Raw genomic sequence first — 20482 nt, 5'->3', positions numbered from 1 at the left:
CCTACTCAACTAGCACTCATGGTCAATCAGTGACTAGACCGATTACTCAAAGCCCTAGGAGATATTAACGATGAATAGCTGCGTCTTGATGGCACAAATCATTCAAGATCCAGAACTGCGTTACACCTCGGATAATCAAACCCCTATTGCCCAAATGCTGGTGCAGTTTCCCAGTGTGCGCTCCGAAGATCCACCCGCAACCCTCAAAGTGGTTGGTTGGGGCAATTTGGCTCAAGAAATCAAGGAAAACTATGGGGTTGGTGATCTTGTAGTACTGGAAGGGCGTTTGAGTATGAATACAATTGAGCGCCCCGAAGGATTTAAAGAAAAACGGGCTGAATTAACCACCTATCGAGTTCATAAAGTGGGTGCCGATACAGAAATGGGGCTACAAACGGCTACCGCTTCCCCAACGATGCAGGCGACGACAATCCCATCATTACCCAAGAAATCAGAGAATGTTGTTCCCATGCGATCGCGCCCTGCCCCTAATAGCAGCCCTGCACCTGTATCTGCACCGAGAGATCAGGAATATGATTACCCATCGCCAATTGATCAGCCGACTTACGAACCAACCAAAGAGCCAAACTTTCCCTCGGTTCCCGATACTCAGAAAGATTTAGATGATATTCCTTTTTAACTGCTAGGAATCCCCATGGGTTTACGCCGGGGAGGATGTTAATTTTAACTGCCCAGGTTGCGGTACTCGTGATCTGGCAAAATTTGGTATAATTTCCGAAACTAATCATTCAGATTAGTTTTAATAATAATGTTACTTGGTTTGTCAGACAGGAGAGATTGTGTTTCAAGTTCTCTACCCCCTAATTCAGGCGATTCAGCCCATTCTTATCCCCCTGTGCTTTTGCCTAGCCTGGGTAATAGTAATCCTGAGCCTAATGACAGTCGGGTTGACGATTAAAGACGGTGTAGCAAATGCCAAGCGCATGCATCAAATCCCTTGTAGTCACTGTCAATTTTTTACCAACGATTATCGTCTCAAATGTACAATTCATCCCTCTGTTGCCAATTCGGAACAAGCGATTAATTGTCGAGACTATTGTGCAACCAATCAGAGCATTACACTGAATTAGCTAATGGTTACAATTTCCTCACTCAAGCATATTAATTTTCAGCCTCACCAGATTGTTTGTTTAGAACACGCAACGCGCCATTTATATGCTGAAGTGATAGAAGTCGTTGAATGGCGGCAGATTTGTTGGTTGCGCCCTTTGATGCTAGCCGTCACCCCAATTGAGAATGAAGACATAACCCAAGTTACACCCCAATCTCTCAGATTGTATGATTTGCGTCAAGGACCTGACATACTTTGGCCCACAAAGTTTTTACGACTTGTTTGGGATACGGAGGTAATTCCTCTATTAGCGCAACTTGAAGACTTGCATCACCACCCGAAAGATAATTCTGATACTCGCCATCAACTTGCTGATTTTATTGCTGAAGTTTGGCAAACCTATTCCCAGGAGTTTGAATCATCCCTGAAATCCACTCTATAAGGGTCATAAGATTTCCTTGAATTATGGCTTATATTTTGCCTAGAGCATTAGTCAGGACTCAGTATAGGATAAGGCATAAGGCATAAGGCATAAGGCATAAGGCAATGAAAAAATACTTAGTCGTTGCATTGACCCTTTTTTCATTTCCTGTCTCGCTGGTGATGATTAAGGTGACTCTCTAAACACTGGGAACTAAGCGGATTCTACCCGCATCCATCTCAGCCATTAATAATTCAAGGGCTTCGTAATCGGCATCGGAAATATATCCTAAGCGAGTTAATTCGTAGTTAATTTCATTCTCTATATCAGGAGTTAGTTGCCTGATATAAAGCGCTCTTTCAACCAAATGGCGGATAACGTAGGTGGTTTTCACTCTCTTATTGCACAGAATTCCATACTAGATCAATTCTCTGGGGAATTACTAGCCTAGAACGTGATTTTAATCAATTTATTTAGTGATCTATATCACTGTTTTTTTAGCGAAAATAGTTTTATTAATTTCCTTGATAACTCGGTAGACACCTTGCCCCAAAAGACGAAAAACCATCCCTGCCGACAGTCTATCGCAGGTAAGCCCTCTCCGGCTAAGAGAATAACATATTTAATTTCTTGACAATTGTTAAAAAATTGTAATATAGTCAAAGAAATTAGTTTTATTCTATATCTAAAGGAAGATGCCACAGATAAGTTCCTAACTATAAATAGTAAAACAACTGGTGTTAAGGATAAACTTTTCGTGAAGCATAAATTGTGGGCTATTGCTTCCTTAACTAAGTAGTTATACCTTAGTATATTTGGATACAAAAATCCATATTTTTTTACGGAAAACTAAAAATTAAAGTGAAACAAAGACCCCACACAGAAGAATCTTAACCCACTTAACCCAGTGTTAATGAAAAATTGTAGCAACTTTAAGAAGTGACGCGCTATCTTTAGGTGGATTCTCTAGTCAAATGTCTTAACCTACACAAATCACCAGGAGCGAGCTATGGAAATCACAACTTTAAACTCCAAATTATCAATCGTTAGACCAACGGGTCAGGTCAATGCCTCCAATGCGTTAGAATTTGACCACCAACTGAAATCGGCTATTTTGTCGGATCGCTATTCTACGGTGCTGATTGACATGGAGCAGGTAGAGTCCTTGGACAGTGCGGGCTTGGGTATCTTAGTATCAGCGTTACGTTTAGCGCAACAGCGAAACCAGCGCTTTAGCATTTGCCGTGTGGGGGATTCGGTTCGGATAATTTTTGAGCTGACTCAACTGGATCAAGCCATGGAAATCTTTGACAGCTATGAGGCTTTCTTGGCAACCTTGACAAATAAAGCAGAAAACCAAAGCAGGACAATGGCATTCGCTTGATTCTTTGGCTGTCAGCTAACCCAAAAGTTAGTAGTGTACCCTGATAATTCTGTAAAACAGATGCCCCTGATCTGTAGAAACAGTAATAATATCATAAAGTCGGTGAATTGTACACTCCCCTGATTCATTCTTTTTGGCTTCCTGGAGAAAGTCACAGAACAATAGTCTGACGACCATTAGGCATTATTGCCAGTCTTCTGTAAGATGGATGAGTTGTAAGGGTTAACCGTACCTGATCAGAGGGGCAAGGTTGTCATGACGATCGTACCTGAGAAACTACTGACCAAAGACATCATCAAACCAGCCCGCTATCTGGGAAACGAGTTAGGTGCTGTTCATAAACCCTGGGACGCCGCTAAGGTGCGCTGGGTGTTAACCTACCCAGAAGTCTATGAAGTGGGTGCATCTAATTTAGGGCATATTATTCTCTACAACATCCTAAACACTCAACCTCGACAACTTTGCGATCGCGCGTACTTACCTGCGCCGGATTTAGCCGCAAAGTTACGGGAAACTCAGACACCCCTGTTTGCTGTCGAAAATCGGCGATCGCTCACAGACTTTGATATCTTGGGATTTAGCCTCAGCTATGAACTTGGGGCGACAAATATCCTGGAAATGCTCTCCTTAGCCCAAATTCCCCTCACTTGGCAAGAACGGGCAAATCATAGCATCACCGCAATCCCCCTGATTTTTGCTGGGGGACAAACTGCGACATCCAACCCAGAACCCTACGCCGACTTTTTAGACTTCGTGGCGCTAGGTGATGGGGAAGAATTACTCCCCGAAATTGGTTTAGTTATCGAACAAGGCAAAGCCGCTGGATTAACTCGCAAAGAATTACTCTTAGACTTAGCGCAGATCCCCGGCGTTTATGTACCTCAATTCTACGACATGGCAGAGGATGGTTCAGTTCATCCCAATCGTGCTGATGTACCAGCGCGGATTCTGCGGCGAGTCGCCACGCCAATGCCAGAGTATTCCATTGGATTGGTACCCTATATAGAAACTGTTCATGATCGGCTGACGATTGAAGTTCGGCGCGGTTGTACCAGAGGATGTCGTTTTTGTCAACCGGGAATGTTAACCCGCCCCGCCAGGGATGTGGAACCGGAGCAGGTAGTCGATGCGATCGCTAAAGGAATGCGGGCGACGGGATATAATGAGTTTTCCCTGCTTTCCCTCTCCTGTTCCGATTACCTGTCCCTACCCGCCGTGGGATTGGAAGTAAAGAATCGTCTCAAAGATGAGAATATCTCCCTGTCTCTTCCCAGCCAACGGGTTGATCGTTTTGATGAAAATATTGCCAATATTATCGGCGGTACGCGCAAAAGCGGTTTAACCTTTGCCCCAGAAGCCGGAACCCAGCGGATGCGGGATATTGTGAATAAGGGATTGACGAACGAAGAATTGCTGCGGGGTGTAAAGACAGCGTTTGAGCAAGGGTGGGATAAAGTTAAACTCTACTTTATGATTGGCTTGCCCGGTGAAACCGATGTGGATGTGATCGGGATCGCTGAAACAGTGAGGTGGTTGCAGCAAGAATGTCGGGCATCGGGGCGTAAGCGTTTCAGCTTTAATATTACTATTTCTAACTTTACACCCAAGCCGCATACGCCGTTTCAGTGGCATTCGGTGTCTACGTCTGAGTTTATCCGCAAGCAAAAATTATTACGCGATGCTTTTCGCCGGATTAAGGGTGTGAAAGTCAACTATACCGACGTGCGAATTTCGGCAATGGAAGACTTTGTCGGGCGCGGTGACAGGCGTTTGGCGGCGGTGGTGCGTCGGGCGTGGGAATTGGGTGCGGGAATGGATGCGTGGTGGGAAAGTTTAGATAAAGCTTTTGCCGCTTGGGAAGGCGCGATCGCAGAATCTGATCTTACCTGGAAATATCGCCAAATCGAAAACGGCGAATGGAATGTGTTTGAAGATTCAACAATCAGTCAGGGCGGGTTTAGTCACATCGGGGTGAAGCAAGACACGATAGACGTGAAACCCGCCCCTACAAACCCGGTGTCATATTCGGGAAGCGAAGGATCAAAACTCTCGCACTTAGACAGGGCGGGTTTAGTTGCATCTGGGTATAAAGCAAAGGATAGTAATGAAACCCGCCCCTACACCCTTTCTCCCTTACCCTGGGATCATATTGATACCGGGATTGATAAAAACTGGCTAATCGAAGACTTACAACGCGCCCTAGACGCGGCGACTGTCCCAGATTGTGCCTTTGAGGGCTGTTCTCACTGTGGGATCTGTGGCACCGATTTTGGTCATAATATTGTCTTTGAACCGCCGCAAATTCCTGAATTTACAGGTCACTTTAAGCCAAATCAACACAAAGCACAGCGGTTGCGGGTGTGGTACGGTAAGTTGGGCGAAATGACATTAGTCAGTCATTTGGATTTAGTCCGGTTATTTGACCGTGCTGTGAGACGGGCATCCTTACCGATTACCTTTAGTGGGGGATATCATCCTGGACCGAGGATTATGATCGCTAATGCGTTGTCATTAGGGATGTCTAGTAGTGGTGAGATTGCCGACTTTGAGTTAACCGAGTCGATGGATGTGGCAGAGTTTCAGCAACGGCTAGGGGATCAGCTTCCGCCGGATATCCCGGTTTATCAGGTTGAAGAAGTGGATTTAAAGGTTCTAGCGACAACCCGACTATTAGAGAAAGCGGAGTATCGGCTTGAGGTGGTAGCCGAAGCGGGATCAGCGTCGCTGGAACAGTGGAAAGACTGGGTTAATCAGGTAAACCAGGCTGAGGCGATTTGGCTAGAGAAGCGAACCAAGTCGGGGAAGAAGAAGTCTGTGAATTTACGCGATCGCACATTTGAGTTAGAAGTGATAGAAGTTAAAACAGACGCCCCGTCTCAACCTGCTGTGTTACGTTATGTTGGCAGTTGTCGGAATGACGGCACCCTGCTGCGACCTGAAGATATCATTTATATGTTAGAGCAGGTGGTGCAACAGGAATTTCAGTTATTGCATAGTCATCGACAACAGCTCATTTTAGGTGAAGCGATTTAACTTAGGGTAAGCAACCCCGGTCTCGCATACACGGAGCTTTAGCCAAATAAGTTAAAGCTGTGCTTACCAGCCTAAGTGCTAAGCGCACTACGTTATCGGCAAGTGTTAAAGACCTACCAGCGGATGCGATAGCCAGTTTGCTGCTCTAGAACCGAAAAGTTAAACAGTTTTAAGGTCACTGAAACAGTGCTTTTTGGACAGTTACCGACCGATAACCTTGGCGAGGCTAACTTTACCCCAGAAATGGGTGAAAACCGGAGGGGCAACCATACCCCTCCACCCCGAAAGGGGTATGCTTCTTAAACCGCTACCGCGTGTTCCTCCCTGGTCTAAAGACACAGGGTTTCCCACAACGAAGGATTTTTATGAATGTCACTGACTTAAAGCCCTGACACCCGCCCGGAGTTCAAACTCCGGGCTAAAAGCTCAAGTCCACTAAAGTGGACTAAAACTTTTAATCCGAATGGTACTAACTTAAAGCTGATATATAGTGCCTAACCTACGGTATAGCAAGAGTTCCGGCGATTCCAAAAGGCTTAAGTCAGTGCCATTATTCTTGGTCTAGTCAGCTAAAGCTGACTTTCGCTTGGGTTCCTTGGGTTTAAACCCAAGGCTAACTACTCATTCTCAGGATAGACGAGAAACTAACTTCCCCTGGATAGCCTATAGGCATTGAGTGCTAGAGATGAACTGATGAAAACTCCTAAATCCTCCGATACTAGACCGACTGACTTAGAAACACCCGGCGATATTGAGCAGCCGTATACATCGGGTGAAAAATCCAACCAAGCTTCTACCAATACCGCTAATAATCAGACGGATGCCGACATTTTACGAGAGCAGGCTATCTCGGATGCACAAGCAAGAGATGACTTGCAAGCGAAGCAAGAAGATATGGAATGAAAAGCTAAATAGGGCTTGCTGAAAAACTCAGAAACCTTGAAAAGTAAACGTTCTCAGGACACTCAAAGGTTTATCAAGTGTCAGAAATAAGCTGGGATACGATAAAAACGAATGCACTTGTTGAACTGAGACAGTAGAATTGAGGGGTTGAAGTCACGGGAAAATCCTTCTCTGTTCAATCACCAATGGCAATTCTGAGAAAATGATACTTAATTTATCATTTTTTTTATTGGATTTCATGCCATTCAAGATGAAAATTGATCTAGAACAATATACAGACAATTTTCAATCTGGATTCCTATGATACTTACAACAGAACAACAGCTTGCCGCCAAAGTTCGGGCTGACTTCCCGATTTTGCAAGATAAAATTAACGGTAAACCTTTAGTTTACCTCGATAATGCCTCAACCTCCCAAAAACCTTTACAAGTTCTTAAGACTTGGCAGAACTACTATGAGCATACTAACGCCAATGCTCACCGAGGCATTCATACCCTAAGTTCCAAAGCCACCGAAGCCTACGAAAACGCGCGGCAAAAAATTGCCACATTTATTAATGCCACATCTGCCCAAGAAATCATCTATACGCGCAACGCCACAGAAGGAATTAATTTAGTCGCATCCACTTGGGGAGGGAAAAACTTACAGCCTGGAGATGAAATCATTCTCTCGGTGATGGAACACCACAGCAATCTGATCCCATGGCAACAGATTGCCCAACGCACAGGTGCTGTGTTAAGATTTGTCGAGTTAACCGACACTCAAGAATTTAACGTAGACCAGTTTAAAACTCTACTCTCTAATCGCACGAAACTGGTATCCATTGTCCATGTTTCTAACACGTTAGGCTGTATTAATCCAATCCAAGACATTACCGCAATGGCGCATCACTATGGCGCAAAAGTATTAATTGATGCTTGTCAAAGTACACCCCACCTAAAACTTGATGTACAAGCCATTGATTGCGATTGGTTAGCGGCGTCGGGACACAAAATGTGCGCTCCCACAGGGATTGGTTTTCTGTATGGGAAATTAGAGGTTCTCAGAGAAATGCCGCCATTTTTAGGGGGAGGGAAGATGATAGCCGAGGTTTTTTTAGATCATGCCACGTATGCTGATATCCCCTACCGTTTTGAAGCCGGAACTCCCGCCACGGGGGAAGCGATCGCGCTGGGTGCAGCCGTGGATTATCTCACCGCTATTGGTATGGACAAAATCGAGGCGTATGAACATGAACTGACTACCTATTTGTTTGAGCAATTAAACACCATTCCCAGTCTGACAATTTATGGTCCTAAACCAAAAGCTGATGGGAGTGGTAGAGCCGCTTTAGCCTCATTTACCTGCGGAACGATTAACCCTTATCAGTTAGCTCAAGTGTTGGATAAAACGGGCATTGCGATTCGGGCGGGTCAATATTGTACTCAACCCTTGCACCGGATTTTAGGGGTTCCTTGCACGGCTCGCGTGAGTCCCTATTTCTATAATACCCGCGAGGAGATTGATACATTTATTTGTGCGTTGAAAGAGGCGATTCCCTTTGTGATAGCGCTTCAATGTCAGGCAAGATAACAACTATCAATATCAGCTCTCCCGGAGCTACAGTAAAACTGTATCAATTGGATACAAAACAGAGTTTGGCGATCGCTAATCCCAAATCGCCAAAAAGCCCAAATTTCTAGGGTGACACTTCCGGGGATCAAAAGTGAGTAACATCCTTTTCCTGTTTCCTGTGATCTAGGTGTACCTTATATAGCAGTCGCCAGGGTCATTAGGACATCATATGAATGCCGCTTATTGGGGAGCATCCCAATTTGGCACGTTGGCTCTTTGAATGGGGCTGAAACCCTTGCAATTGCGTTACTTGAGGTAATGCTTTGTCCAAAACGGGATGCTCCCGCTTATTGTGTCGATGCACGTTTAGTGTCCTAACCGTTGTGGCGGTCGCTATAAGTCGGCAATTTGCTGTATTGGGGTTGCAATTATTAAAATATTGTGATATTTGTAATTCAACCACAGTTAAAACTGGGATAAGATTAGTTGGTACAATTTATTATTACGTAAGGAGAAAAGTGCAATGTTGACAGGTTTCAAAACCCTTCAAAAAAATTACGCAAAATATAGATGTAAAATAGCCAGAAGGTTTTTATCCTGGCATTCGATAGAAGAGTTATTCCCTAATGCAGAAAAATTACATCCGATTCCGCCAGAAACTGTCGCTACTCCAGAAATTAAACAAATGAATTGTCGGAAGCGACCTTTACAAATAGACAATTATTCTTTACCAGATATCTATACAGCCCATCTCAGTCAAGTTATTTTTGATCCCAAATCTAATCTGATATTTACAGAGTCAGGAAAAGCCATAGAAGAAACTAAAGACGTTGGTTGAAAAAAAAGGCTTTACCCAATATTGAATTTAACAAATTTTAGTAATATAAAGGTTGCGAGTATCGTTGGCAAGACTGAACATGTTTCAGGTGTTTGTACCGTAATGAGGTCAGAAGAGGAGCGTAAAACAAATCATTATCATACTTTGGTAGATGCAATACCGAGACTCTATTTACTTAATCAACCTGAATATAAAAAAATTGATAAAATTAAGCTATTGCTTTCAAGTGAACCGACTACGATAGAGCGCTTTTTTATAAAAAAACTGGCTCCTCAAAACCTTAAAATAACTGTGGTCGAGAATCCGGAAATATTTTACTTAGCAGAGCAACTAATATTTCCCTCTTTTCTGTCTAGTTCAGATGGTGGCTGTTTACCGTCAGTATATCTTGAATATTTTCGAGATAAGGTATTGCCTAAACGAGAAAGTAAGAAAGCTAACCGAATTTTTATTTCTAGAGCCAATGCAAGATGGAGATACATGATAAATGAAGCAGAGCTTTTTGAGGCATTAAAACCCTATGGGTTTAAAAAATATTTTCTCGAAGATATGTCAATAGAAGATGAAATCGAGCTATTCTATGATGCTGACTATGTAGTAGGAACATTTGGTGCAGGATTAACTAATATGATTTTTTCTCATAAAATAAAGGTATTAGAGTTATTTGCATCAGAGTTTAGTGGTCTTTATTACTACTATTTAGCAAAATCTCTCGGACACACTTATGGATATTGTTATGGATATAATTCTCTACGTTCTAGGGTACCTACCTTTAAAGTTCCAATTATAAAGGAGTTCAGAGTGAATGTATCAGAAGTTGTAGAACGCTTGCTTGAATTAGAAAAGCAACATGAGCAAACAACCTGTTAACTTGAAGTTCTGCCCAAGGATAGACTTCAGTTAGACGGGCTAGATTGAACTCAGGTTGACGACTTGACACCTATTCCAATATCTAGTAAAAATAGGCGAAAAGTTGTCAATGATCAACGAGACCCATACCCAGGTAAGTGGCTTATGGTAAACCAATCGAATGACTTAGCCATTCAATCCTCAAGAGTGAATATTCCCGTAGCACTTTTGTGTGGTGGGAAGGGGACTCGACTCAGAGAAGAGACAGAATTTCGCCCCAAGCCGATGATCTCGATAGGCGATCGCCCGATTATCTGGCATATCATGAAATCCTACGCCCACTACGGCTTCACCGACTTCATGCTTTGCCTGGGTTATAAAGGGGACATGATTCGCAACTATTTCTTCAACTACGACTGGAATCAGAATGATATCCTGTTGGAGTTAGGCAGCAAGCAAGTGACCAAGTTGAACCATGGGCATCATGAAGAAAACTGGCGGATTTGGTTGGTTGACACAGGCGCAGAAACCCTGACAGGGGGAAGACTTAAACGTTTAGCTCCTTATTTGGATCGGATAGGGAGCGAAGTTTTTATGGCAACATACGGGGATGGTGTGGCGAATATTAATATCGCTGATCTATTAGACTTCCACCGTAGCCAGGGGAAATTAGCCACGGTAACCGCCGTTCGTCCTCCGTCTCGATTTGGTAACTTAATTATCGAAGATAACCTAGTCAGCAATTTTCAAGAAAAGCCGCAAACGAGTGAAGGATGGATTAGTGGCGGCTATTTTGTCCTGCACCGCAAGGTGCTAGATTTGATTGAAGGAGATGAGACGACCTTTGAATCACAACCCCTGAAAACCTTGGCAACGTTAGGAGAATTAGCCGTCTATCAGCATGATGGCTTTTGGCAGTGCATGGATACTTATCGGGAAATGGAGCTGTTGAACAATCTCTATAATTCTGGCAAAGCCCTGTGGAGAGTATGGTGATGAGTTCATTCTGGCACGGGAAAAAGGTTGTTATCACAGGGCAGACAGGCTTTAAGGGGTCTTGGCTATCATTTTGGTTACTGCATTTAGGGGCTGAAGTTTATGGTCTAAGTTTAGCGCCCAACACGACTCCCGCCTTATTTGAGCAACTGGGTTTAGCTAATCACTTGAACTATCAGATTGGGGATATCCGGGAGCGAGAGTTGGTACGCCGCTTATTTACTGAATGGCAACCCGATATTGTCTTCCATCTAGCGGCTCAACCTTTGGTCAGACGATCTTACATCGAATCGGTGGAGACGTGGAATACTAATGTTATGGGGACAATTCATGTTCTAGAAGCCCTGAAGTCATTAACCCATCCCTGTGCGGCTGTTTTAATTACCACTGATAAATGTTACCAAAATCGGGAATGGGTGTATGGATATCGAGAAACTGATCCCTTGGGAGGGTATGATCCTTACAGTTCTAGTAAAGCAGCGGCTGAGTTAGCGATCGCTTCTTGGCGTAATTCGTTCTTTAAAAGCAGTCATATTCCCATTGGCATTGCTAGTGTACGAGCCGGTAATGTGATTGGGGGTGGGGATTGGGCAGAGGATCGAATTGTACCCGATGCGATGCGTTTTTTGATGGCGAAGGAACCAATTGAGGTACGCAATCCCCATGCCACTCGCCCTTGGCAGCATGTGTTAGAACCCTTGAGTGGCTATATCCGATTAGCCGAGCGGATTTATCAGCAGTTAACTAGCCCGGATTGGATGCAGGATCGTCAGGGATTATATGGGGCGTTTAATTTTGGTCCGCCGCTATCCTCAAACCGGACGGTGCAGAATTTGGTTGAGTGTATTTTACAACATTGGTCGGGGTCTTGGGTGGATCAGTCGAAACCCGGAGCGGTTCATGAGGCGACGTTACTTAACTTAGTTACGGACAAAGCCTTTCATGTCCTGGGATGGCAACCCGTTTGGGATTTTGAGCAAACTGTTGAGGAAACGGTGGCTTGGTATCAGGAAGCGGCTCAAATTGCGTCAGGAGATAGTGAGCAGTTTCAAGCTTTAACGTGGCGGCAAATTGAGCAGTATCAAGCCGATGCTGTAGTGAAAACGAATCCAGAGCTGATTTACTGAAAAAGAAACACAAGGAGTAGATAGAAATATGACAACAGTTTACTTACACATTGGTATGCCAAAAACAGGAACAACTTCCCTACAACACTTCTTATCAAATAACCAAGAAAAGCTTTTAGAGAAAGGGTATTTGTATCCTAAGTCTGGCAGAATATCAAAGGATCGGAACATCACAATTTGTACAAATTATCATCATGGTTTAGCCAAGGCATTGCTTAAAATTTATGACTCTAAAGCTCCGTGGGCTAATCAAGATGTCTGGGAAGGTAGCTTGAAAGATTTAAAAATAGAAATAAAGACGATTAAAGCTGCAAACATTATAATTTATTCGGAAGCTTTTACTGGCAGGCAAGAATTTTATAATCCTGATCTGATTGCTCTAACAAAAACAATGCTAGAGGAGTATGATACTAAAGTTATTATTTATGTAAGGAGACAAGATGAATTTATCAGATCATTTTACTGTGAACATATAAAAAATATGGCTCTCGATAAAAAAAACCTGAGAAATTTTATTTTGGAATGGACAAAGAGAATTAATTATTACAAACTTCTTGAACCCTGGAAAAAGTCATTTGGTATCCAGAATGTCATTGTTAGACCTTTTGAAAAAGAACAGATGAAAAATAGTAGTCTGTTTGAGGATTTTTTGGAAAACATTCATTTAAATCATATAAACCCTAATGAAAGCAACTTCAACTTCAGTAGTTCTATGAGCAAAAATACTTCTTATTCTGGGAAGGTCATAAAATTAATTGATTTAATAGAAGAAACCAGTCAAATAAGACGATTAATAAAATTGTTACAAAAAAGTAAGAAATATTGGTACTTGTATGAAAGATATGGTTTTTTGAGAAGAGGCATAAACTTACGGATAAAATTAGCCATATACATGTCACGTTTTATTCCCGATTTTTTAATTAGTGAAGAACTAATATCAACGAAAGATAGAGTCAGTATTATGAAGGAATGTGAAGAATCAAATCAAAAGGTTGCTAAGGAGTATTTAGGACGAGAAGATGGAAAATTGTTTTATTCAAAGCCGTGACCTCAGTGCAACGTATTAGGACAGATTTCATATTCAATCAAACCAAGAGAGAAACATCATGTTTACAAAAGCTTCCACAAAAATCCGATACATAATTGATAAATACATCTTACCATCATATTCGCTAGAAGAGCTATTCCCTAATGCTGAAAAATTATATCCGATTAAGCCAGAAATTGTGGCAACTCCAGAAGTCAAAAAAATGAATCTTGTCAACTTGATTGAGGGTATACACTCAGACTATTATTCTATTCCAACTATCTATTCAGCTCATCTAAGCAAAGTTATTTACTATCCCAAATATAACTTGATATTTACAGAGTCAAGAAAAATGATAAAAGAAACTAGTCCTAATATATACGTTATATCAATTCATCAGATATATGATTTAATAAAAAAAGTAAACGTGGAAGCTACAAAGCTTTTTAGTTTTGTTACTAGAACCCAAAAAGTATCAGGTATTTGTAGCATAATAAGGCGATCAAATCATCACAACAATCATTATCATACATTGGTGGATGCAATTCCGAGACTCTATTTGCTTAATCAACCCGAGTATCAGCATATTGATGAAATTAAGCTATTGTTTTCGAGTGAACCCACTACTATAGAGCGTTTTTTTATCGACAAGTTGGCTCCGAAAAACATCAAAATAACAGTTATGGAGAACTGTAACAGACTTTACTCTATTGAGCAGTTAATTTTCCCTACTGTAATGTCTCGATCGTATCAAAAATGTGGTTATTTACCTTCAAAATATATTCAATTTTTTCAAGACAAAGTACTACCAAAACGAGCAAGTAAAAAAGCTAACCGAATTTTTATTTCTAGAGAAAAGGCAAAATGGAGAAAAATGATAAATGAAGACGAACTTTTTGAAGCATTAAAACCTCATGGATTTAAAAAATACTTCCTTGAAGATATGTCAATAGAAGCCGAAATAGAGCTATTTTTTGATGCTGACTATGTCATTGGAGTATTAGGAGCAGGACTAACTAACATAATTTTTTCTCGTAAAATTAAAGTATTAGAGATATTCCCAAATGAGTATGTTCATACTTATTACTACTATTTAGCCAAATCTCTAAATCACACCTATGGATACTGCAATGGACTAGAGGAAAAGTCTCATGTAGCGACGCAGAAAGCGACGACACATAGATTGGATTTCAGAGTTAATGTATCAGAGGTTGTAGAACAAATGCTTGAATTAGAGAAAAAACATAAATACGACAATGTCACGTAAATTGTACATAATACTTAAATTTCGAGTAAATTGGTTATGACTCAATCCGTTTCCAACTCTAGATCATCTAATAATCATGAACAAGAGCAAAACCTGCGATCGCAAGTTTTTGAGGCTGTTCAAAACTACTACCAGTTCAAATTCGCACCTCGCTCATTCGTGCCGGGTCAAACCTACATTCCTGTATCTGGTAAAGTATTTGATCAAGACGAATTAATCAAGCTAGTCGATGCCTCTTTAGACTTTTGGTTAACCACAGGCAGGTATGCGGCAGAATTTGAGGAGCGATTTGCCGCGTGGATGGGAATCAAACACTGCTTGTTAGTCAATTCTGGCTCATCAGCGAATTTATTGGCACTCACCGCCCTAACCTCACCCAAATTAGGCGAGAAGCGACTCAAACCTGGGGATGAAGTCATTACCGTAGCCGCTGGCTTCCCCACCACAGTGAATCCCATTTTCCAAAATCAGTTAGTGCCAGTCTTTGTGGATGTCAAGTTACCCAGCTACGAGATTGACATTGATCAGTTAGAAGCGGCTTTGTCTGATAAAACCCGAGCGATTATGGTTGCTCACACCTTAGGCAATCCCTTCAACCTAGAAGCCGTGATGGGGTTTGCTCAAAAGCATGATCTCTGGGTAGTTGAGGATAACTGTGATGCGGTGGGAAGTCTCTACGCGGGTCAAAAAACAGGGACATTTGGACATTTAGCAACGGTAAGTTTCTATCCGGCTCATCATATGACGATGGGGGAAGGAGGAGCCATATTAACAAACGATACTCGTTTAAAGAAAATTGTCGAATCGTTTCGCGACTGGGGGCGGGATTGCTGGTGCGCTCCTGGGGTAGATAATACTTGTGGGAAGCGATTTGGCTGGCAATTGGGGGACTTACCGTTTGGCTATGATCACAAGTATAGTTATTCTCATGTCGGCTACAATCTTAAGATGACCGATATGCAAGCGGCTGTCGGCGTGGCTCAGTTAGATAAGTTACCCGATTTTGTGGCAAAGCGGCGACAAAATTTTGAGTTTCTGCATCAGCAATTACAGGCTTTACAGGATGTTTTAGTCTTACCGGAAGCGACACCGAATTCGGAACCGAGTTGGTTTGGTTTTCCGATTTATGTCAAAGAGGATGCACCGTTTATCCGGAATGATTTAGTGCGATACTTAGAAGAGAAACGCATTGGTACTCGCTTGTTGTTTGGCGGCAATTTGGTGCGACAACCCTTGTACCAGGGATTAAATTACCGCGTTATTGGAGATCTTTCTAATGCAGATCGGGTAATGCAGGGAGTATTCTGGGTTGGGGTGTTTCCAGGGTTGACCGAAGAGATGTTAACCTATGTAGCAGCAACGATTCGAGAATTTTGTCGGGCTAAATCAGGAGAGGGTTGAATAAGAGTGGAACTTAGCCAGCAGAATAGATTCTAGCCAATCATCGGGAAACCTAAAAATCAACCCTATTCAGAAGCATGGAAATTCGTAAAACAACGATTCCTAACTGTTACGAAATCACGCCAATGATATTAAAAGATATTCGTGGCTGCTTCGTTAAAACGTTTCATCAAGAGGTGTTTAAACAGCATCAACTGGAGACAACATTTACAGAGGAATATTATTCCATTTCTTACCAAAATGCATTGAGAGGGCTACATTTTCAACTCCCTCCACACGAACACACTAAAATGGTTTACTGTGTTCAAGGTCAAGTTATGGATGCGGTTGTTGATTTACGGGTTGGTTCACCTACTTATGGTAAGTTTGAAACCTTTGATTTGAGTGCGGAGAAAGCCAATATTATGTACATTCCTCCGGGTTTAGCCCATGGCTTTTATGTTCTGAGTGAAACCGCTATTATGCTTTATAAAGTTTCTACCGTTTATGCGGCTAAATATGATACAGGGATTCACTGGGATTCAGTGGGTATATCCTGGCAAGCTCTAGATCCAATTGTTTCAGAAAGGGATAAAAGTTTCAAGTCTTTTTCCAATTTCCAAAGTCCCTTTATTTATAAGAATTAAGTAAATCGTATGATCCGCCTAATTATTTCGGGAGCAAATGGCTATTTTGGCTCAATTGCTTGTCAATATTTTGAAGATAAGGGATGGCAAGTTCTAAAAGCCTGTCGCCAAGATAATGCAGACATTTGGTGTGATCTCGACTCGCCAGAACAATTTGCTAAATTAACGATAGACAGCCATGTGGATCTGTTTATTCATGCGGCTGCAGCTCATGAAGTGACGTGTAGAGAACAACCCTATCGCAGCATTTATCAAAATGTTGTAGGTACTAAAGCGGCTTTAGACTTTTGTGTAAAAAATAATATTGAACATTTTATTTATCTCTCTACATTTCATGTATTTGGGCATCCCAAAGGTGAGATAAACGAATCAACAGAACCTTTGCCCGTTAATGATTATGGACTCAGCCATTTGCAAGCTGAGCAATATGTTCAAATGTATACTCGTGAAGGAAAAATCAAGGGAATGGTTATTCGACCGAGTAATTTCTTTGGGATTCCTGTCGATCTCGATAAATTTGGCAGATGGACTCTAGTTCCCCTAGCGTTTTGCCGAGAAGCTATCGAAACGCATAAAATAGTGCTGAAAACACCAGGATTACAAAAAAGGAACTTTGTGTCAGTTAATGATATTTGTAGAGTTATAGAAAATTCGTATGTTTTAATAGAAAAAATACCTTTATTACATATTTACGGGGTGAATACTATTAGTATTAGAGGCTTGGCTGAACTCGTACAGAATGTCATGATAAATAATTTTAATAATAAAGTTGAATTGGTTATTCCTAATAATATATATAGTTCATATTTTCCCCAAAGGAACGAGTTTACCTATACCAGTAAATACTTAAAAGAAATTTATGAGCCAAGGGGTAGAATAGAAAATTTTATTGTTGATTTTGTTGATTTATTTAAAGGCATAAAGTCAGTGGAATAAAAAAGAAACCCACCGTAGCATATATAGTCTAAAAGCGAAGTAAAAATGGATAAGTTAATTATCATAGGAGCGTATTTTACCGAAGATTTTATATCTATACAAGAAAATTTAGGCATCCCAAAAAGGGAGGCTATGAAGCCTACAGTAATTTTTATCAAGTAAGCTAAAGACAGGATAAATTAAAACCTCAAACACAAAGTAAAATAAATTAATTTTAACAAAAAAATACGCCAAGGAAGTAAGTACAATGTTAAAAAAAGGATTTTTTTGAAGCCTTTAGTCATGCCTATATCGTGCAAGACGATGCCCGCCAGCATGTTTTTTGGATGCAACGGTTCATTGATAGTGAATTATTTCCCCATGATTTAATCGCCGATTATTTCCAATCCGTCGCCCCTACCGGATATACCACCCTTTACCGAATAGCCGCCGCTTTAGGGAGCATCCCATTTTGGCAAATAGGCGGGAAGGTTAAATATTTAATTCGCGAGTGTCACTAGCGAATTAAAATGATGATGTTGGCTCTCGTTGTGTGACCGAATTGGAGATGGGGAAGAGGATGAATCGCTCTCCACCTTGATTGATCGGGGATTCCAGCCACTCTCGTGCCTATTACCAGTGAAGAGCGATCACGAAGACTTACAACAGATAAGATAGCAATCCTAAATAGGTTGTGGCAATTTCTAAAACTGTGAGCCTTGCTATACTTGAGTTTCAAGTTTTTCACCTGTCACAACTCAAAGAGGATTGCTAGAGTATACGGGTCTTCCGTACTTATGGTGATAAGCAAACCTGATTATTCTTGGAAACTTTCTGGGGCAAGGCTTTCAAAACAATCTTTTTAGGGAAGCTATCACTAATATAGGGTTTTCCACCACAAGTACGGGAGAGCCACTAGATATTTCTTTTGACTCTGAGCAAGAAGATATCTAAATATTTAGGTTAAGTGATTATTCGCGATTATAGCTCGCGAATAACTTTTCTCTCTTTTCCAAAATGGGATGCTCCCGATTGGTTTGGGTTGATTGTAGTATGAGAGCGTTCTACTGTCACATCAGGAATACCCACCAACAGCGCATCATCTCCATTCATCTGGTAAACCCGTTTCTCGATCGCAACTCGATATTTGGGAAGCAGTTGAGGATTCAATGTCTCAGCCAGGATACTGATCAGCCAGTGATGGACTTCCGACCAAAATTCGGGATTCTCTAGATAGGGGTTCATCCCTGGAAACGGCGAAGGCATAAGTAGACTAGGACGGGCATCGTTTTGATAGTTCTATGATACTTTCGGATACAATAAAGGGCTGTAGATAAAACGGTTTCAGGAGAAAAAACGTAAGTGCTAACCCTTGGCGTCAACATTGATCACATCGCCACCATTCGACAAGCACGGCGCACAGTAGAACCCGATCCGGTGGCGGCGGCGGTGTTAGCCGAATTAGCGGGTGCTGATGGGATTACGGCACACCTGCGGGAAGATCGACGCCATATCCAAGATCGGGATATCCGACTCTTGCGTCAGACGGTGCGAACTCACTTAAATATGGAAATGGCACCGACAGAGGAAATGGTCGCGATCGCACTCGATATTAAACCAGACTATATTACCCTAGTTCCAGAACGGCGGGAGGAAGTCACCACTGAGGGAGGATTAGATATTGCGGGTCAAAAATCCCGTCTCGGTGAAGTAGTGGCTCAGTTGCAAGAGGCAGGAATTCCCGTTAGTCTATTTATCGATGCTGATCCTGCCCAGATCGAAGCCTCGGCAGACATCAACGCCAAGTTTATCGAACTGCATACGGGATCGTATGCAGAAGCCAAAGACGAAGCCAGTCGCCAAACCCAACTGGATCTGTTAGCCAAAGGATGCCAAGATGCGATCGCGGCTGGGTTGCGTGTGAATGCAGGTCATGGTTTAACCTATTGGAATGTCTACCCTGTAGCCCGTTTAGAAGGGATGGAAGAACTTAATATTGGTCATAGCATTATCGCACGAGCCTCACTCGTTGGATTAGAACGAGCCGTTCGGGAAATGAAACAAGCCATGCTGAGAAAAGATGAGGTTAAAACCATGCCCAACTAGCGAAGTGAAGGGTCAAACCTCTATCAATTGATCGGGGCGGGCGCGAGTTACATCTGGGTCAAAAAGAGATGATAGTCGTGAAACCCACCCCTACACAATCAAAACGTTCCCAATCACCCAGTTAAAACCATGCAAACCTATTACTATCTAGTCGCCAGTCAACGCTTCTTACTTGAAGAAGAACCCTTTGAAGAAGTTCTTAGAGAACGAACAAAAGACTACCAAGATAAAGGAAAAGAGATTGACTTTTGGCTGGTCAAACAACCCGCATTTTTAGAGGCTCCAGAAATGGCGCAAGTCAAACAAGAATGTCCTCAACTTACTGCCGCTATTATTTCAACCAACCCTAAATTTATTACCTGGTTAAAGCTGCGCTTAGAATTCGTCAAAACCGGAGAATTTCAAGCCCCATCGGATACAATTCCTGACCCGATCGCGTCCTTAGCCTCTGTATCATAAACGAGGTTTCTCGTCAAACCCCACCCCTAAAAACAATAAGCTGGGGCAGCTAACCAAGAAATAAGTACACCTAAGATTGAACCCACAATCACTTGAAACGGGGTATGCCCCAGCAATTCCTTGAGGCGATCCTCATTAAACTGTTTGCCTTCTTGAAATAACTCATCAATAATTTGATTAAGGATACGAGCTTGCTTACCTGCGGCTTGTCGAACCCCTGCGGCATCGTACATAACAATGATTGCAAAAATCGTCGCGATCGCAAAATCAGGAGATGCCCATCCTATTGTTTGTCCCACACCCGCAGCTAGGGCGGTAACTAGGGCTGAATGAGCGCTAGGCATCCCCCCAGTCGTCACTAGAGTGCGGAGATTAAATTTCCGATCTTTTGTTAACTCGACCAGTAGCTTCAGGAGTTGAGCCACTAAACAAGCAATCAGCGCAACCAGTAGTACCTGGTTGTTTAGGATATTGCTAAAATCCTGCATCGTGTTTCAGTTAAAA

The 20482-nt window shown here is 42.1% G+C and carries 20 protein-coding genes and 2 pseudogenes; 19 read left to right on the top strand and 3 right to left on the bottom strand.

The window, feature by feature from the left end; translation table 11 throughout:
* Nucleotides 1–70: 70 nt before the first annotated feature.
* The 3 genes from ACLGGO_RS16535 (at nucleotide 71) to ACLGGO_RS16525 (ending at nucleotide 1514) form a co-directional block, all read left to right on the top strand.
* A complete protein-coding gene (locus tag ACLGGO_RS16535) occupies nucleotides 71–640 on the top strand; it encodes a single-stranded DNA-binding protein (RefSeq protein WP_446336917.1) in 570 nt (189 codons plus the stop codon).
* A gap of 160 nt (nucleotides 641–800) precedes the next feature.
* Nucleotides 801–1091 (top strand): hypothetical protein, encoded by a 291-nt coding sequence (locus ACLGGO_RS16530; RefSeq protein WP_446336918.1) that lies wholly within the window; start codon nucleotides 801–803, stop codon nucleotides 1089–1091.
* A 3-nt stretch (nucleotides 1092–1094) separates the two neighbouring features.
* A complete protein-coding gene (locus tag ACLGGO_RS16525) occupies nucleotides 1095–1514 on the top strand; it encodes a hypothetical protein (protein WP_446336919.1) in 420 nt (139 codons plus the stop codon).
* A 178-nt stretch (nucleotides 1515–1692) separates the two neighbouring features.
* On the opposite strand, the gene ACLGGO_RS16520 is transcribed toward ACLGGO_RS16525, so the two are convergent.
* Nucleotides 1693–1887 (bottom strand): hypothetical protein, encoded by a 195-nt coding sequence (locus ACLGGO_RS16520; protein ID WP_006098826.1) that lies wholly within the window; start codon nucleotides 1885–1887, stop codon nucleotides 1693–1695.
* Nucleotides 1888–2502: 615 nt separating this feature from the next.
* Here ACLGGO_RS16520 and ACLGGO_RS16515 point away from each other — a divergent pair.
* The 14 genes and pseudogenes from ACLGGO_RS16515 to ACLGGO_RS16450 form a co-directional block, all read left to right on the top strand.
* Nucleotides 2503–2877 (top strand): STAS domain-containing protein, encoded by a 375-nt coding sequence (locus ACLGGO_RS16515; RefSeq protein WP_446336920.1) that lies wholly within the window; start codon nucleotides 2503–2505, stop codon nucleotides 2875–2877.
* A 255-nt stretch (nucleotides 2878–3132) separates the two neighbouring features.
* Nucleotides 3133–5910, top strand: coding sequence for a TIGR03960 family B12-binding radical SAM protein (locus tag ACLGGO_RS16510; protein ID WP_446420116.1), 2778 nt, complete (start codon nucleotides 3133–3135; stop codon nucleotides 5908–5910).
* Between the two features lie 693 nt (nucleotides 5911–6603).
* Entirely contained in the window at nucleotides 6604–6813 is a 210-nt protein-coding gene (locus ACLGGO_RS16505; protein WP_446420115.1) for a hypothetical protein, read from the top strand.
* 300 nt (nucleotides 6814–7113) lie between these two features.
* Complete coding sequence (locus tag ACLGGO_RS16500) at nucleotides 7114–8385, top strand: SufS family cysteine desulfurase (RefSeq protein ID WP_446420114.1); 1272 nt, start codon at nucleotides 7114–7116, stop codon at nucleotides 8383–8385.
* Between the two features lie 505 nt (nucleotides 8386–8890).
* Entirely contained in the window at nucleotides 8891–9205 is a 315-nt protein-coding gene (locus ACLGGO_RS16495) for a hypothetical protein (RefSeq protein WP_446420113.1), read from the top strand.
* A 21-nt stretch (nucleotides 9206–9226) separates the two neighbouring features.
* Nucleotides 9227–10075: a glycosyltransferase family 61 protein gene (locus ACLGGO_RS16490; RefSeq protein WP_446420112.1), complete on the top strand. Its 849-nt coding sequence runs from the start codon at nucleotides 9227–9229 to the stop codon at nucleotides 10073–10075.
* Between the two features lie 144 nt (nucleotides 10076–10219).
* On the top strand, nucleotides 10220–11050 hold the full coding sequence (gene rfbF / locus ACLGGO_RS16485; RefSeq protein WP_446420111.1) for a glucose-1-phosphate cytidylyltransferase: 831 nt from the start codon (nucleotides 10220–10222) through the stop codon (nucleotides 11048–11050).
* Nucleotides 11035–12177, top strand: a complete 1143-nt coding sequence (rfbG, locus tag ACLGGO_RS16480) for a CDP-glucose 4,6-dehydratase (protein WP_446420110.1) — start codon at nucleotides 11035–11037, stop codon at nucleotides 12175–12177. Before rfbF ends, rfbG begins: the two co-directional genes overlap by 16 nt.
* A 28-nt stretch (nucleotides 12178–12205) precedes the next feature.
* The gene (locus ACLGGO_RS16475; RefSeq protein WP_446420109.1) at nucleotides 12206–13225 is read left to right on the top strand and encodes a hypothetical protein; all 1020 of its coding nucleotides are present in this window, start codon (nucleotides 12206–12208) and stop codon (nucleotides 13223–13225) included.
* Between the two features lie 58 nt (nucleotides 13226–13283).
* Nucleotides 13284–14471 (top strand): glycosyltransferase family 61 protein, encoded by a 1188-nt coding sequence (locus tag ACLGGO_RS16470; RefSeq protein ID WP_446420108.1) that lies wholly within the window; start codon nucleotides 13284–13286, stop codon nucleotides 14469–14471.
* A gap of 36 nt (nucleotides 14472–14507) precedes the next feature.
* Complete coding sequence (rfbH, locus tag ACLGGO_RS16465) at nucleotides 14508–15872, top strand: lipopolysaccharide biosynthesis protein RfbH (RefSeq protein WP_446420107.1); 1365 nt, start codon at nucleotides 14508–14510, stop codon at nucleotides 15870–15872.
* A 77-nt stretch (nucleotides 15873–15949) separates the two neighbouring features.
* The gene (gene rfbC, locus ACLGGO_RS16460) at nucleotides 15950–16498 is read left to right on the top strand and encodes a dTDP-4-dehydrorhamnose 3,5-epimerase (protein WP_446420106.1); all 549 of its coding nucleotides are present in this window, start codon (nucleotides 15950–15952) and stop codon (nucleotides 16496–16498) included.
* Between the two features lie 9 nt (nucleotides 16499–16507).
* Nucleotides 16508–17434: an NAD-dependent epimerase/dehydratase family protein gene (locus ACLGGO_RS16455; protein WP_446420105.1), complete on the top strand. Its 927-nt coding sequence runs from the start codon at nucleotides 16508–16510 to the stop codon at nucleotides 17432–17434.
* 269 nt (nucleotides 17435–17703) lie between these two features.
* Nucleotides 17704–17883, top strand: a pseudogene (locus ACLGGO_RS16450) (hypothetical protein); the annotation flags it as partial.
* 577 nt (nucleotides 17884–18460) lie between these two features.
* Here ACLGGO_RS16450 and ACLGGO_RS16445 read toward each other — a convergent pair.
* Nucleotides 18461–18679 (bottom strand): annotated as a pseudogene (locus tag ACLGGO_RS16445) (DUF4058 family protein); the annotation flags it as partial.
* Between the two features lie 96 nt (nucleotides 18680–18775).
* Here ACLGGO_RS16445 and ACLGGO_RS16440 point away from each other — a divergent pair.
* Nucleotides 18776–19519: a pyridoxine 5'-phosphate synthase gene (locus ACLGGO_RS16440; RefSeq protein WP_446420104.1), complete on the top strand. Its 744-nt coding sequence runs from the start codon at nucleotides 18776–18778 to the stop codon at nucleotides 19517–19519.
* A 129-nt stretch (nucleotides 19520–19648) separates the two neighbouring features.
* The gene (locus ACLGGO_RS16435; RefSeq protein ID WP_446337831.1) at nucleotides 19649–19978 is read left to right on the top strand and encodes an MgPME-cyclase complex family protein; all 330 of its coding nucleotides are present in this window, start codon (nucleotides 19649–19651) and stop codon (nucleotides 19976–19978) included.
* A gap of 26 nt (nucleotides 19979–20004) precedes the next feature.
* Here ACLGGO_RS16435 and ACLGGO_RS16430 read toward each other — a convergent pair whose 3' ends face one another.
* Entirely contained in the window at nucleotides 20005–20466 is a 462-nt protein-coding gene (locus tag ACLGGO_RS16430) for a divergent PAP2 family protein (protein WP_446337832.1), read from the bottom strand.
* Nucleotides 20467–20482 lie beyond the last annotated feature (16 nt).

Origin of the sequence: Coleofasciculus sp. (assembly GCF_046565525.1) — a bacterium.
Taxonomy (GTDB): Bacteria; Cyanobacteriota; Cyanobacteriia; order Cyanobacteriales; family Coleofasciculaceae; genus Coleofasciculus.
This window is presented reverse-complemented; position numbering and strand designations above follow the sequence as displayed.